The sequence below is a fragment of the Paenibacillus sp. UNC451MF genome (genome assembly GCF_000686845.1).
In the GTDB taxonomy this organism is placed as follows: Bacteria; Bacillota; Bacilli; order Paenibacillales; family NBRC-103111; genus Paenibacillus_S.
Map to the genome: position 1 here is coordinate 180,472 of NZ_JMLS01000005.1, position 14,673 is coordinate 195,144.

The 14,673-nt window shown below is 45.0% G+C and carries 13 protein-coding genes; 12 read left to right on the forward strand and 1 reads right to left on the reverse strand.

All coding sequences use genetic code 11. From position 1 onward, the window contains the following. Nucleotides 1-31 precede the first annotated feature (31 nt). From BP97_RS35845 to BP97_RS0110285, 3 genes are all read left to right on the forward strand, one after another. Nucleotides 32-853 (forward strand): metallophosphoesterase family protein, encoded by an 822-nt coding sequence (locus BP97_RS35845; protein WP_051620490.1) that lies wholly within the window; start codon nt 32-34, stop codon nt 851-853. Nucleotides 854-1,005: 152 nt separating this feature from the next. Beyond that, entirely contained in the window at nt 1,006-1,395 is a 390-nt protein-coding gene (locus BP97_RS0110280) for a GntR family transcriptional regulator (RefSeq protein WP_028549020.1), read from the forward strand. A 9-nt stretch (nt 1,396-1,404) separates the two neighbouring features. Next, nucleotides 1,405-2,793, forward strand: coding sequence for a DUF5808 domain-containing protein (locus tag BP97_RS0110285; protein WP_231506266.1), 1,389 nt, complete (start codon nt 1,405-1,407; stop codon nt 2,791-2,793). An 8-nt stretch (nt 2,794-2,801) separates the two neighbouring features. On the opposite strand, the gene BP97_RS0110290 is transcribed toward BP97_RS0110285, so the two are convergent. Beyond that, on the reverse strand, nt 2,802-3,986 hold the full coding sequence (locus BP97_RS0110290; RefSeq protein WP_028549022.1) for a GGDEF domain-containing protein: 1,185 nt from the start codon (nt 3,984-3,986) through the stop codon (nt 2,802-2,804). Nucleotides 3,987-4,304: 318 nt separating this feature from the next. Between BP97_RS0110290 and BP97_RS0110295 the strand changes: the two genes are divergently transcribed. The 9 genes from BP97_RS0110295 to BP97_RS0110335 all read left to right on the forward strand — a co-directional run bounded on the left by BP97_RS0110295 (nt 4,305) and on the right by BP97_RS0110335 (nt 14,672). Then, nucleotides 4,305-4,646 (forward strand): potassium channel family protein, encoded by a 342-nt coding sequence (locus tag BP97_RS0110295; RefSeq protein WP_028549023.1) that lies wholly within the window; start codon nt 4,305-4,307, stop codon nt 4,644-4,646. A 172-nt stretch (nt 4,647-4,818) separates the two neighbouring features. Beyond that, nucleotides 4,819-5,211, forward strand: coding sequence for a YkvA family protein (locus BP97_RS0110300; protein ID WP_028549024.1), 393 nt, complete (start codon nt 4,819-4,821; stop codon nt 5,209-5,211). A 160-nt stretch (nt 5,212-5,371) separates the two neighbouring features. Continuing rightward, on the forward strand, nt 5,372-5,578 hold the full coding sequence (locus BP97_RS0110305) for a spore coat associated protein CotJA (RefSeq protein ID WP_028549025.1): 207 nt from the start codon (nt 5,372-5,374) through the stop codon (nt 5,576-5,578). 12 nt (nt 5,579-5,590) lie between these two features. Next, nucleotides 5,591-5,863 carry a spore coat protein CotJB gene (locus BP97_RS0110310; RefSeq protein WP_081824010.1) on the forward strand — a complete coding sequence of 91 codons (273 nt, stop codon included), beginning with the start codon at nt 5,591-5,593 and terminating at the stop codon, nt 5,861-5,863. Nucleotides 5,864-5,905: 42 nt separating this feature from the next. Next, complete coding sequence (locus tag BP97_RS0110315; protein ID WP_028549027.1) at nt 5,906-6,475, forward strand: manganese catalase family protein; 570 nt, start codon at nt 5,906-5,908, stop codon at nt 6,473-6,475. Nucleotides 6,476-6,826: 351 nt separating this feature from the next. Further along, complete coding sequence (locus BP97_RS0110320; protein WP_028549028.1) at nt 6,827-11,902, forward strand: AAA family ATPase; 5,076 nt, start codon at nt 6,827-6,829, stop codon at nt 11,900-11,902. Continuing rightward, on the forward strand, nt 11,902-12,564 hold the full coding sequence (locus BP97_RS0110325; protein ID WP_028549029.1) for a response regulator: 663 nt from the start codon (nt 11,902-11,904) through the stop codon (nt 12,562-12,564). The genes BP97_RS0110320 and BP97_RS0110325 overlap by 1 nt, the downstream gene beginning before the upstream one ends. Before the next feature lie 243 nt (nt 12,565-12,807). Beyond that, the gene (locus BP97_RS0110330) at nt 12,808-13,629 is read left to right on the forward strand and encodes an ABC transporter ATP-binding protein (protein ID WP_028549030.1); all 822 of its coding nucleotides are present in this window, start codon (nt 12,808-12,810) and stop codon (nt 13,627-13,629) included. A 107-nt stretch (nt 13,630-13,736) separates the two neighbouring features. Then, nucleotides 13,737-14,672, forward strand: coding sequence for a FecCD family ABC transporter permease (locus tag BP97_RS0110335; protein WP_231506274.1), 936 nt, complete (start codon nt 13,737-13,739; stop codon nt 14,670-14,672). The last annotated feature ends 1 nt before the right edge of the window (nt 14,673 follow it).

A 14,673-nucleotide genomic window follows, 5' to 3' on the forward strand; every position in this document is an offset into this window, starting at 1 on the left:
GTATATCCTATCTATTGGAGGTCTTATATTTATGCGATTTATTATTATGGGAGATTTGCATTATTCATTGATGGGCGACAGTGCCGCTGACATATTGGAGGCTAGAGATAGAGTCTACGAGGAAATGCTGGAGCATTTTGTAGGACTGGATGCGGAGTTTCATATTTCTATAGGGGATCTTACGCACGAGGGACTCCCTGAAGAATTTCATTATGTGTTCAATCGAATAGGGAGTAGCGAGCGCAATTTTATCCAAGTGCTAGGCAATCATGATGCTTACAGGCTTCCGAAAGCAGACATTACGGCGCTTACCGGCCAGCAGCGTTACCATGTCATTGATAGTGATGAGGTTATGCTGATCTTTCTCGATACAACCAAAGAAATGAACCGGGACGATTGGGGAGGGGAAATGGAGGCGGAGCAGCTGGAATGGTTAAAAGTCCAGCTTGATCAGTCGGGCCATAAACCGGTATTTATATTCGCCCATCATCCGGTGTATGGAACGACTGCACATTCTACCATGGAAAAAATGTCTATTGATCCAAGTATCGATATGCTAGATCTACTGAACAGGAAGAAAGGTCCCGGATTCTACTTCTGCGGACATAACCACATCAATTCGATCGTTCAAAAGGAGAACTGGCACTATATTCAGACCGCCGCTTGTCTGGATGTTCCTGCTTTTCGGACGGTTGAGCTCACTGACCGAGGGATTCAAATAGATCTTGTTGCGATAGATAAGACAGAATTGGCGGAGCATATCGCGCTCTTTAATTCGAAAATACCGGGTTTCACTCCATTTTCAAGCGCACTAGGAGAGTCTGCGGATCAGAGTCTGCATGTTATTTTCTGAAAAAGAATACACAAAACAGAAAAGGAGTTCTGCCGATTAGTTCCGAGGGCAGGCTCTTTTTTTTGCGCATTAGTACGGAAAGTTGCAATAATTAAGTATTATTTGTATTATAATAAGTAATACAAAGTAGGATTAGAGGTGAATGCATAGACATGGTTATTTCCTTGCAATTAGACAGTGAAACCCCTCTATATGAACAGCTTCGCAATCAGATCGTTATCGGAATCGCAACGGGTGAATTAGCAGCTCAGGAGAAGCTTCCAACCGTCCGGCAGCTGGCCGATGATCTAGGCATCAATACGATGACGGTGAATAAGGCCTATTCACTATTGAAGCAGGAAGGTTATATTGTGATCGATCGGCGGCACGGCGCTAAGGTAAGTCCAAGACCGCAAGACGGTCCCGATCCTTCCCCGCAATTAGAAGCGCAGCTTCAATTAATTATCGCGCAAGCTACGATTCAAGGAATGGATCAGTCACATTTTCAAACAATATGCTCACAGATTTTTTCTAAAATGACGTATCGGCATTCCAACGCTTAATGGAAGGAGTTGAGTCCAATACTCACTGCAATTTTACTTGGCGCAGCCATCATCAATTTCATTGTGTTGTTAGTCACTTACAAGCCTCAGGCTAAATACAGCAAAGGCATGCTGTTCGCTGTTACCCTGCCTGCTCATGTGATGGACGATGCGAATATCCGGAGCATTCAAGCGCAGTTCAACAAGCGGCTGACCAAAGCAAGCCTTTGGATGGCCCTATTTCTCATTCCATTGGTGCTGCTCCATGAATGGTCCGCCTATCAAGTGATCTACTTTTTTGTATGGTTTTCCGCATTCTTTATTTGGATGACGGTTCCGTTTCGCCGTGCTTTTCGGGATACTTTAGCATTGAAACGTGAGAAGGAATGGTTCGTCGGTACGAAGCGTGTTATACGGAGCGATCTGCGTACAGCGTATTTAAAAAATCAAAGCTCGGCTTCCTTGTGGCTGTTCGCCATCCCTTTTGCTATGGCCATCTTTTTAATGCTATGGGGTGCAAGTGAACCGGACCTCCTGAGCCTCGCGGTTAGCGGGTTCGCCCTTACCGTTATGTTTGTCCTAATTTCCCTCATAATGCGCAGAACCAAGGCGAAAGTATACAGTACGAACAGTGAAGTCAACGTAAGCTTGAATCAAGCAAGACGCAGATACACCTCTTACTTGTGGTTATTTATGGCGATTATCGAGAACATACACTTTATGCTCATTGGCTTGTTAATTACTAGTGAGAATGAATCGATGATGGGTGTATGGATGACGGTTACTGTGCTGTTCATTGCAATCCCCGTTGGCCTTGTGATCTATGTGTATCGTAAAATCACTTGTTTAGAGCAAGAAACGTTAGAACAGGACGGTAAAACCATTTACACGGACGATGATGAGTATTGGAGCAATGGATTTACCTATCATAATCCTCAGGATAGAAGTATTTTGGTTCCTAAGCGCGTAGGGGTAGGGGAAACTATAAATACGGGTACTTGGGTCGGAAAAATGATCGCAGGGGGAAGCGTCGGGTTGGTAGCAGTCGTTATTATCGGTGTTTCGTTTATGTTAATTCGTTCTGAGATGACCTCACCTGTTTTAACGGTCACACCCGAGCATAGAATCCAAATAGATTACCCGATGTATTCCTTTGGCTTCAATATGGCAGACATTAAACAAATGGAGCTTGTTGACCGTGTTCCCTCTGGGATCAAAACGAATGGAGAAGCTACGGAGAAGCAGTCTCGAGGACTTTTTCGTCTTAAAGAACTAGGCAATTCAAGACTATATATTTTCAAAAACAATCCACCGTATATTCGGATCAAGCTGGATGATGTGTACATTTTCTATAATGAGAAGGACCCATTGCAAACGCAGCAGCTATTCGAGCAGCTACAGAAGCAGGTTAAAGAGTAACGGCTTTATTAGAGTTCAGAAGTGGTGGGATGTCCATCCACCTGGCCTCGGAATAGCCCGTTTCGTCCTTTGTTTTTGGCGATATAAAGGGCCTTGTCGCAAGAAGTATAGAGTGTTTCCAATTGCGTATGGTGATCGGGAACGATAGTGAGAATACCCATACTGATAGAATACGCAATCGGCAAATCCCGGCTGGTCGCTCCGTTGAGTGATTGTATAATCTGTTGGGCAATCTCGGTGGATTCGGCTTCATCTTTTCCAGGCAGCAGAATTCCAAATTCATCGCCTCCATAACGAACGAACAAAGCGTCTTCCCCTAAATGCTGCTTGATACGAGTTGTCAGATCTTGCAGCACTTGGTCCCCGATGTTATGACCATAAGTATCATTAATGGTTTTAAACCAGTCAATATCGAACAGCATGTAAGAGAGGGGTTTCTTCTTCTTGGCATAATCCGTGAGGTATTGTGCTGCATAGGAGGTAAATGTTCTACGGTTCAAAGTACCTGTCAAATCATCATAGCTGGCCAAGCGGATCAATTCCTGGTCCGCTTTTTCTTTCAATAAAAGGATAAATCCTGTATTTCCCAAAATCATAACAATATAAAGGGCCAGAAAGGCCATTGTCTGATAGACCCCCGGTATAAAGAGGCTTGTCTTTTGGGGGGAAAGTAGAGCTACAGTCCCTCTAATCAAAGAGGTTGCAATAACAAAGAGATAAAGATAACCCATCATTTTCATAAGCAAGGTGCGGGTTTTCCCAAGGATCATCCGATAAACAGGGATTACGATTGCGGCGGTTATAATCGATGAGTAGGCTATCCGCACATACTCTTCGTTATAAAAGAGCACGATCAGTTGAAATCCGATAATACTAAGGGCCGTCACGATAAAATATATCTTTTTCGTCATGGGACGAAGCGCACTTTGCAGACTTAGAATGGCTAAAACTTCTAACGTGGCCCCAATAAATAGAATCGAGTTAGCTAGAGATATAGACAAAGCGTCGGGGATTTTTCCGCGAAAGGCTTGAAAGAACCATGTTGTGGTCTGTGCGCATTTTGCTAAAAAGAAGGTTTTTACGGTTATATCCTTTGCATGGTCATGCCAATACGCACTAATAAGGATTAAAGTAAATAAGTGCCCGATTCCTAGCGATATAAAAATCGTTTTCGCATCCAAGAGTAAATCCATGATGAGCCACCATCTTCTAAAGGAATTTCCAGTCTATCTGAGTATAACAAACGTCGGGACTCTTATGTACACCTATGTCTTTCCATTGTTACTATCCCGGAATGGAGGGAATATCTTAGTTGTACATTATACCTAAAGATATTTACCCTGTGTAAAACCAAATAAAATTTAATTAACTATTCCACTCGGTTTTATGTATTCCTGATCTTATATGATAATTGTAGGAGGAATTTGGAAAGCTATTAACATTGGACCGAATTTCGGGCACGGCATTTTTACTGAATTCATGAGCGGTGAGAAAGAGGGGATGACGACGTAATGGTATCGCTTCTATTGACTTTGAAACGTTTAATAAGCGGAATATGGCGAGCTTTCAAGCTGAAAAACTTCCAAGCTCTTTTCATATTAGTAATGATCATGCTGTTGTCAGGTACCATTTTCTATGTGAGGGAAGAAGGCCTCAGCGTGATCGATGCTATGTATTTCTGTGTTACTACGCTCAGTACAGTAGGGCATCCTAATTTCGAGCCCCGAACGATAATGGGAAAAGTGTTTACGATGGTCTATATTGTTGTGGGCACAGGGTTGTTCCTAGGGATGATAGGGTACATCGCTTATGCTCTGATCAAGCAGCCAGAAGGCGAAAAAAACAAGAAGTAACGAGGGGATTTCAGTAGGAAATGGCATTTTTTGTTTTTCTGCGGTTATTTTGTAGTAGAATAAGGAGGAAATAAGGTATAAGTTGTAGAATCTTGGAGCAAGTGATTTAGAGCATAGGCTTCAGTATTGTTCACTAGGCCAAGCTACAACGAAAAAAGGATGTGACCTTGAAATGGACAACTCCAAGTATGAGAAGCACTATTCGGAGCAAGGATTTTGGTCCAAGCTAGGTAAATATGCTAAGGATGCTGGAGCCAAAGTGGTATACAGTGGGCTGCTCCTCTTTTACGCTCTTCAAAGTCCTAAGACATCGACGAAAGCTAAAATTCAGATCTATGGGGCACTCGGTTATTTGATTCTGCCTATCGATATAGTTCCCGATCTATTGCCTGTCGTTGGATATGTAGATGACTTAGGTGCCCTGATGCTGGCTATAGGTGCAGTGGCAATGAGCATAGATAGCTCAGTTAAACAAAAAGCAAAAGATAAACTGAAGGATTTCTTCGGTGAAGATGCTGTCAATAACCAGGATATTATTGATGTTGATGCGCACATTGTAGATTAAAGATTTGGGAAGCAACATGTAATTCCTGGCCCCCATTGTCATATTGCGAAAAAGGAGCTTTGTCACTGTACGGTGGCAGGCTCCTTTTTGCGTTTGTTTCAAATTAAAGCTTGGTGGTAATTATTGGGGTAAGTTTATTCCGCTTATGAGGAGGATTTCTATGAAAAGCCAAATCAAAGTGTATCATCCCTTTGCCGGAAAATATGATCCATGCACACCGATCGCAGAAAAATCGTTCGTCACTCCCCCTCAATTATTTTTCGATTATCAGCCAGAAGACTTGAAGCAGTATAGTCCGAAAGAAGCATTGAGAAAAGGTACCTTGTGGCCGGACTTATTCAGTCCCTATGAGTCCAAACGTGAATAGGAGGGATTTTTCATGACGAAGAAAATGAAGCCGTTACCAGAAACTTACTATACAAAACTTGAAGGGCTGCAAGCTATTGATTTCACGTTATTAGAGCTTCAGCTTTATTTGGAGACCCATCCAATAGATACAAAGGCACTTCAGCAGTTTAAAGATCTAACCGAGCAACGTACCGGTTTGGCCGCCGAGTTTGAAGCAAAATATGGTCCATTGCAGCATTACGGACGAAGTAAAGTCGAGAGTAGTACAGATTGGGTGGCTTCTCCATGGCCTTGGGAAGTGTAGAAGGAAAGCAAGCTTGAATCTATCATAGAGGAGTGGGTGTTCATGTTCATTTATGAGAAAAAATTGCAATACCCGGTTAGGGTGGGCAAATGCGATCCTCAGATGGCTAAATTTCTTATTGAACAGTATGGAGGAGCGGATGGGGAGTTAGCCGCTGCTCTTAGATATATGAACCAGCGATACACGATTCCCGATAAGGTGATCGGTCTACTGACCGATATTTCTATGGAAGAGTTTTCCCATTTGGAAATGATCGCCACCATGGTCCTTAAATTAACGAAAGATGCTTCTGTCGAGCAGCTTAAAGAAGCGGGATTGGGCGATTCTTTTGTGAACCATGGGGGAGCTTTGTTTTATCAGAATGCCGCAGGGGATCCTTGGACAGCCAGTTATATAGCAGCCAAAAACGATCCGATCGCCGATCTTTACGAGGATATTGCAGCAGAAGAAAAGGCTCGTGCCACTTATCAATGGCTGGTTGATATGACGGATGATGTGGATTTGCAGGACAGTCTCAAATTTTTGCGAGAGCGTGAAATTGTTCATTCCATGCGCTTCCGTGAAGCCGTGGAAATGTTAAAGGAAAATAGAGAGAGTCAGAAGGTGTTTTAGAAGAAGGCTAAGGCTATGTGGAAAGCACTGACCATCAGGTTGGTGTTTTTTTGCTGTTACGCTACCATTTCATGAAAATCTTTGGTCTAGGGCCGAGAAGGAAGGTTAACAAGACTTTCGGTGCGTAGCTTTCGATCTTTATTTCGGGTCTATTTTCCTAATGGATAAGAATTACTTTAATTTATTAAATTTAATTAGTTCAAATGTTATAATAGTTGTAATTGCTTTCGGTCTCTCTATGGCAGCTTCTACTTTCAAGGCCTGAAGGACGATAAAGAAGAAAAGTTGATTATATAGTTCTTGACTAACAGGAGTAACCTGCCACATATAGAACAGGAGAGTGCAGGCTTCATGATTGAATTACCCGGTTACCGAACACTGCATTTAATAAGTGCTAATGGAGATATAGAGCTATATAGACTGTTGCGTCAAGAAGATGGGCAGAGCTTTGTCGGTAAGACGACAAGCGAACCGTTTCCCCGACCTGCCATGGTGGATGCATTTCAGTACGAATATGATATTCTTAGGAATTTAAATGGACAAGGCGCGATAGAAGCCTACGCTCTAGAATTTGCAGCCAATAGGCCTGTTACACTCCTTAGAGATATGGGAGGTCAGTTTCTCGATCAAATTTTGAGAACACGAGCCAATACTTTTGGGCTTGTGGAGCTACTTAGTATTACAGCAGCTGCGGCTGATTGTCTTCTACAGATCCATCGCGCAAATATTACGCTTAATGAAATTACCCCCTCTCAATTTTTCGTCAATCCCGACACACTTGAAGTGAAGTTTATCGATATCCGCATGTGTTCAACCCATCTGGATATAAGTCCGCTATCTCTATTGACGGATCGGTCTGACATTGTACTGCCTTACATATCACCGGAGCAAACAGGCAGAACCGGGTCAACACCGGATTATCGTTCGGACTTCTATTCACTGGGTGTTACCTTATATGAATGGTTGTCGGGCAGTTTGCCTTATAAGCTGCATGATGAACTGGATTCCATCTATCATCATCTTGCCAGCAAACCGGAGCCACTTCATCTTAGGGTTCCATCCATACCTAAAACGGTCTCTGACATTATCGGCAAATGTATGGAGAAAATGTCTGATAAGAGGTACTTAAGTGCGTTTGGAATCAAGTCCGATCTGGAGGAATGCTTGAACCGTGTTCTGACATCGGGTACTGTTGAAGCCTTTGAGCTGGCAAGCAAGGATATCCCAGACCGCTGGATTATTCCTAACCATTTTTATGGACGACGCACTGAACAAAGGCTGTTACTAGAAGCACTGCAGCGAAGTACGGATGGGGCTGAGGAGGTTGTTTGGGTCTGCGGAAACGGAGGAATCGGGAAAACAACCCTTGTCAATGAAACTCTGGCAGGCTCATTGTTCGAAGGTTTTTTCGCTAGAGGGAAGTTCGATCCGCTTCATACTGCACGTCCTTATGAAATGTGGATTCAAGCCATCGGAGAATTGGTCAGTCAACTGCTTATGCAAAGCATGCTTCAGGCGGAAGTGTGGAAGCTGCGTATTGTGAATGCGGTAGAGGGCTACGGACAGCTGCTGATTGAGCTAGTCCCCAAGCTTGAACTATTGATTGGTCCACAACCTCCTGTACAGCCGCTGCCACCAGTGGAGGCTCAGCGTCGGTTTCAACTTATTATGAATCGTTTTATTCAACTGTTCCTTCAGCAGGGGCGACCGTTGGTCTTGTTTTTTGACGACCTCCAGTGGGCGGATGAAACGTCACTGCAATACCTTGCGTACCTTCTGGAGGACCGCAATACGAAGGGTCTGCTTGTTGTCGGGGCTTATCGTAGTATGGAAATGATGGAGGAGCTTCCTTTCAACCGTTTAGTTAAAGAGCTTGCAGAGCGACATACGGCGATGAGCACCATTCATCTGGAAGCTTTTGAAATGGCAGATATGAAGCAGCTGTTAAAGGATGCTATGCGATACGAAACGGCTGAAACGGATGAACTGGCTGCGGTATTGCTGCACAAAACGGAAGGCAACCCATTCTTTCTCAAGCAATTTCTGCAGGACTTGATTGATAACAGCCAAGTATCCCTCGATGAATCGAGCCGAAGCTGGCGATGGAACAAGCAGCATATTACTGAAATGAACGTTCCAGATAATGCGGCGGATTACATGTTGGAGAAGCTGAAGCTTCTATCCTATAGAGCCGTTTATGTTCTTGGGCGGGCTGCCAGTCTCGGCAATCGCTTCGATCTAAACATGCTTGCCTCCATCGCTGAAGTCCCTTTGGAAGACTTGTCAAAAGTATTGGGGGTTGCATTGCGCGAAGGTTTGCTGCAGCCTGTCAGCAGTGAAGAAGGGCTGTTGTACAAGTTCCAGCATGATCGCATACAACAAGCTGCCTATGCACTTGTTCCCGAAGCCGAGCGCTCAGACCTGCATTGGAGTATTGGATTGTACCTGTCCCAGCTGATGGAGAAGGACGAGAGCGAGCTTATTTTCGAGGCGGTAAACCATCTGAATCAGGCATGGGAACGAGCGCAGCGTCCGGAACTAAAGCTGAAATTGGCAGAGTTAAACTTACAAGCAGGCTTGAAATCGAAGCAAGCGACAGCTTATGAGACTTCGCTGGGGTACCTGCGCTTCGCTACGTCACTATTGGGAGAGGATAGCTGGGATCATGCTTATAGTTTGACTTTCCAAGCTTTCCGGGAACGGGCGGAGGCGGAGTTTCTATGCGCGCAATTTGTGACCGCTAATGAGTTGTTTGATCTACTTATTCACAGAGCAGAGACGGATTTGGACAAAGCGCTCGTGCTCACTATGAAGATTCAGCTGGAATCAACTCATGATAATTATAAAGAGGTCATTTCCTTAGGCCGTTCCACATTGGAATTATTAAATGTCCGCCATAATTTTGATCCAAGCACGTTCGAATTGACGCTCCAATGGCTAAAGCTCACTCGAAAAATTCGGAAGCATCCGTTCGAATCGCTAAATCAACTCGCGCCTATGACTGACGAAGCACGCAAAATAGCAATGACTGCCCTAGTCCATACAGGCCACGCCAGTTTTTATATCAATAAGAAGGGCTGGCTTGCCTCATCATTCACCATGGTTGAAATGACGTTGGATTACGGGATGACCCCGGAGGCTTCTATTGGCTTCATTGGGTATGCTATGTTTTTGTATTTTATATTTCATAAGCATGAAGAGGCATTTAAGTGGGGGATGCTTGCATGTAATATATCCAAACCATATCCGACACTGTATGTGAAGACGTTGACTTCATTTGCATTATGCTCGGATAGTTGGCGACAATATGACCCGACGATGCTGGAGACCATGACCGAGCATGCCGGTAAGGTAGGATTGGAATCCGGTGATTTGTGGCACGGGAATCAGAGTGTACTCATCAATGGCGGGATGCTTCTAAACTTTGGTCATCCGCTGGAAGATATCTATAATCGACTGATTGCACATTCAAAGGATTTTCAACGGCATAATAATAGTCTTCATTGGAAGCAGGCAACTATATTCGTCGCTCTTCTCATCCGTTTGATGGGTAACCGAGCACCGGATGACCCATTCATAATAGAGGATATCTATAAGGCGGATTTCGCTGAATCGGTTCACGGGGACGAATTTAACATGATCCAAGAGCTTGTCTACGTTCTTGAGTATTTGCCAGGCTATCTGTTCGGCCAATATCGAGAGGCGAAAGAGGCTCTGGAGAAGACGGCTGCGATCGTTGAGGCGCGTAAGGATAACAATGAAAACGGCACTTTATACATGTATCAATCTTTAGTTTGGGCGCAGCTGTTCGAGGAAGCCTCGACCCAGGAACAAAGAGTCTATCGGGTAAGCATGAGCAAGCATTTAAAGAAATTGAAACGGCTCGCCATGCGATGCCCTCATAATCATTTGCATAAATATTTGCTGATTGAAGCTGAAATGGCACGGGTGGCGCGAAAGCATCGACAAGCGGAGGAAATGTACGAGCAATCGATTGAGGCTGCCCGCTTGTACGGGCATATTCACGATCTAGGGATTGCCGCTGAGTGCTATGGCAAATACGGCTTAAGCCAAGGCAAGCAGCAGTTGGCGAAAATCTATATGACAGAAGCATATGAAGCTTTTCACCAATGGGGTGCAAAGGCCAAAACAGCAGATATGGAGCAAAAATACGGACATCTTTTGCATGTTAAACGAGAGTCAATCCTTGAACGTGTCGATCCTCTTTCCGTTGCCTTGTCGGCGCAAGCTTTATCAGGCGAAATGGAGATGGACCGTCTCCTAGAAAAGCTGATGCGAATAATGCTTCAAAACGCGGGTGCAGAATATGGAGCCATTATTTTCAACCATGAGGGCAGTTGGTCCGTTGAAGCTTATGGAACCGCCGAAGAGCAGTGCATCGAATCGATTCCGCTTGAAGAAGATTCTGACCTGGTCCCAGCAGCTATTATCGGATACTCGGCAGTAACACAGGAGGAAGTTGTGCTGAATGATGCAGCCAAAGAAGGGATGTTCGCTCGGAACAGCTATGTCAGAGATAAGGGATTGAAATCGGTCCTCTGCCTGCCCATCATGCTTCAGAACAAGTTGATTGGTCTGCTCTATATGGAAAACAAACTGTCTGCCGGCGTGTTCACACCTCAGAGATTGGAGATGCTGAAGCTGCTTGGCTCACAGTGTGCCATCTCTCTCGAGAATGCCAGGCTCTATTCGGGGATTCAAAACCTTAACAATAGGCTGGAGGATCAGGTTGAAGAGAGGACTAGAAGTCTGGAACAATCGATGCGTGAAACTTTCGCGGCCCTGGTGGAGGTTTCCGTCTATGAGGAACGGAATCGGATTGCCCGTGATATTCATGATATTGTAGGGCATACACTTACATCAACACTTCTTCAGATTGAGGCAGGCAAGAGGCTGCTTCATAAAGATTTGGAGGGTGCCTCCACGCGGCTCAAAGAGGCGCAGGATCTTGTTAGGCACAGTCTGAGTGAAATCCGCGGATCGATTCATATGTTAAAGGAAGATAAGTATGCCGATCTGGCATTAACGTTGAATCAATTGATTCAAGATGCCGAACGGAATATGGGGGTCGTTATTCATGCGGCCATTCACGATTTGCCGGAGCTATCGACAGCTCATAAGAAAATGATCTATCATGCGCTGCAGGAAGGCCTAACCAATGGAATTCGCCATGGCAGGAGCAAAGAATTCCGCTTCAGTCTGGAGCTTGTCGGCGCTTATTTACAGTTTAGGCTCGAAGATCGTGGAACAGGAGCCGATACTATACATATAGGATTTGGATTAAAAGCAATGAAAGAGCGTGCTGAACAACTGGGTGGCAGTTTATCTATCGAGTCTTGGCCTGACCGAGGCTGTTTGTTGAAGATTGAGCTGCCTCACCCGATGAGATTGAATGGGGATAGGTAATGAGAAAGATAACGATTGTAATCGCCGATGATCAGATGCTGACACGAGAAGGCCTCAGAACGATTCTTGATTTGGAAGATGACATGGAAGTTATAGGGATTGCGAAGAACGGGTTGGAGGCTTGCGAGATGACGGAAGCGCTCCATCCGGAATTGGTACTGATGGACATCCAGATGCCTATGATGGACGGGATTACCGCATTGAAACGAATCAGGCAGAGCTGTCCAGAAACCTTTATTTTGATTCTGACCACATTTGTGGATGAGGACTATATTATAGATGCAATGGCCAATGGAGCAAGCGGATATATGCTGAAGGATATGGATGGCGATAAAATGATAGACTCAATACGAGATACGGTGTCCGGTCAGTTTATCCTACCTGCCGCTGTCGCATCCAAGCTGGCGTTGCATGTCAACAAGCTGTTGGCAGATCAGGAATATAGAAAAAATTTGGCTCCGACGAAGCTTGACCCCGTCAGGCTGACGGAGAGAGAAAAGGAAATTGCCGAGCTCATCATACAAGGTTTAAATAACCGTGAAATTGCCGAAGCGCTTCAGATTGCCGAAGGTACGGCTCGCAATTATATCAGTAATCTTTATGGTAAATTGGAGGTTAACGATCGGGCGCAGGCTATTATTCGTCTGCACACACTAAGTTGAAAAAAATGGTCTCTAGTGGCTATAATCCGTAAGAAGAGTAGTAAATGAAGAGGCGATCACCTCCCAGTATGGAAAAGGGAGGTGGTCGCCCTTTTTTTCTAGAGGCTGTGTAAAGAAATACAAGGATAAGTAAGCACGATAATTTGTATTGACAATAGAAAACCATGAATATAAAATCAATTAACGATAATGATTATCATTTTCATAAACATATGAACTCGGGAAGCAAGGAAGGTACATGAGATGATAGATGAAGCGAAGAGGTTATTCACCAGCCAATTGGATATTGCCTATGATGACCGTCTGATAGTGAATGACTTGAATTTATCCATACCTGCCGGGAAAATTACGGCCCTTGTAGGTTCGAATGGTTCCGGCAAATCAACGATTCTGAAGACGATGGCGAGAATTATTCATCCTAAGGGTGGACAAGTTTATTTAGATGGCAAATCGATACATGAGCAGGCAACCAAAGTGGTGGCGAAGCAGCTTGCTATTTTGCCGCAAAATCCTGTTGCGCCGGATGGATTAACCGTAAGTGAGCTTATTTCTTATGGGAGGTTCCCGCATCAGAAAGGCTTCGGCTCTCTCGGTAAAGAGGACTGGGACGTTATCCAATGGGCGCTTGAGAAAACAGGCATGACCGAGTTCGCAGATCGTCCGGTGGATCACCTCTCTGGTGGGCAGCGTCAACGGGCATGGATTGCGATGGCTCTGGCACAAAAGACAGATATTCTGTTTCTCGACGAGCCAACCACCTTCCTGGACATGGCTCATCAGCTTGAAGTCTTGAAGCTGCTGCAAAAGCTGAACGCCGAAGAAGGACGCACGATAATAATGGTGGTCCATGATTTGAACCATGCGGCGCGTTATGCACATCATATGGTTGCAATCCAGCAAGGCCGGGTAGTGAGTGAAGGAACACCAGAGAAGGTTATGACTAAGGAAGTACTACGCAAAGTGTTCGGGATTGAGGCGGACATTATCGCTGACCCTCGTACTGGTGTACCGCTCTGTTTACCCTTCGAGCTGTTTACTAAAAGCAAAGAGACTGTAACTCAATGATTCCAAGTAAGGTACATAGGAAGCTTAAGTCAAAGCGGAATTCTCAAATAAATGGTGCCCTGTTCAGCGTAGCATTGGTTTTGGCAGGACTGGGGTTGTTATCAGCCATGTTTTTAGCTATATCGTTCGGCGCAAAAGAGATGACCATTGGAACGGTATGGACAGCTATGGTGAAATATAATCCAACACTGACCACGCATCAAATTATCCATGAGCTTCGGCTGCCAAGAGTGATAGCAGCAGCCCTTATGGGGGCGGCTTTTGCCGTTGCAGGGGCCTTGATGCAGGGGGTAACTCGCAATCCGCTGGCCGATGCTGGTATTCTCGGAGTTAATGCGGGCGCTACGTTCATGGTCGCTCTAAGCTTTGCGTTCTTTCCGAATTTGCCTTATTCTGCTCTAGTTGTGCTTTCGTTTATGGGAGCGTCGCTGAGCGCTTTATTTATTTTTGCGCTCAGTTCGACTACTCCTGGAGGATTAACACCCTTAAGGCTAACTATTGCAGGAGCTGTCGTTGCGGCGCTGCTGCATTCCCTCAGCTCGGGTGTGGCGATATACTATCAGCTGAGTCAGGATTTGGCTTATTGGTACGCAGGAGGCGTCGCTGGAGTCAAGTGGACCCAATTGAAGCTGCTTATTCCTGTTATAACAATAACTTTAGCGGGAACGCTGCTTCTCGGCCGTTCCGTATCTCTACTGGCTTTGGGGGATGAAGTGGCAGTCAACCTGGGGGTCTCCACGAAGCGGGTTCGCCTACTCGCAATGATAGCGGCTTTGATTCTTGCAGGGGTTTCCGTTTCAGCCGTGGGATCAATCGGTTTTGTTGGACTTGTGATCCCCCATATTGCACGCAAGCTGGTAGGTGTGAATTATCGATACATCATCCCGATGTCATCGTTGCTTGGTGCCATACTGCTTGTATTGGCTGACCTGGGCGCAAGAATGGTCAACCCCCCAAGAGAGCTAGCGATTGGTGTCATGGTTGCGCTCGTAGGTGTCCCTTTCTTCCTCTATCTTGCTCATAAAGAAAGGAGGAGTATATAGG

Coding starts and splice junctions, on each gene's coding strand:
- BP97_RS0110335 (WP_231506274.1), top strand. CDS start 13,737: ATGTTTTTAGCTATATCGTTCGGCGCAAAAGAGATGACCATTGGAACG.
- BP97_RS0110330 (WP_028549030.1), top strand. CDS start 12,808: ATGATAGATGAAGCGAAGAGGTTATTCACCAGCCAATTGGATATTGCC.
- BP97_RS0110325 (WP_028549029.1), top strand. CDS start 11,902: ATGAGAAAGATAACGATTGTAATCGCCGATGATCAGATGCTGACACGA.
- BP97_RS0110315 (WP_028549027.1), top strand. CDS start 5,906: ATGTTCATTTATGAGAAAAAATTGCAATACCCGGTTAGGGTGGGCAAA.
- BP97_RS0110295 (WP_028549023.1), top strand. CDS start 4,305: ATGGTATCGCTTCTATTGACTTTGAAACGTTTAATAAGCGGAATATGG.
- BP97_RS0110290 (WP_028549022.1), bottom strand. CDS start 3,986: ATGGATTTACTCTTGGATGCGAAAACGATTTTTATATCGCTAGGAATC.
- BP97_RS35845 (WP_051620490.1), top strand. CDS start 32: ATGCGATTTATTATTATGGGAGATTTGCATTATTCATTGATGGGCGAC.
- BP97_RS0110310 (WP_081824010.1), top strand. CDS start 5,591: ATGACGAAGAAAATGAAGCCGTTACCAGAAACTTACTATACAAAACTT.
- BP97_RS0110280 (WP_028549020.1), top strand. CDS start 1,006: ATGGTTATTTCCTTGCAATTAGACAGTGAAACCCCTCTATATGAACAG.
- BP97_RS0110320 (WP_028549028.1), top strand. CDS start 6,827: ATGATTGAATTACCCGGTTACCGAACACTGCATTTAATAAGTGCTAAT.
- BP97_RS0110300 (WP_028549024.1), top strand. CDS start 4,819: ATGGACAACTCCAAGTATGAGAAGCACTATTCGGAGCAAGGATTTTGG.
- BP97_RS0110305 (WP_028549025.1), top strand. CDS start 5,372: ATGAAAAGCCAAATCAAAGTGTATCATCCCTTTGCCGGAAAATATGAT.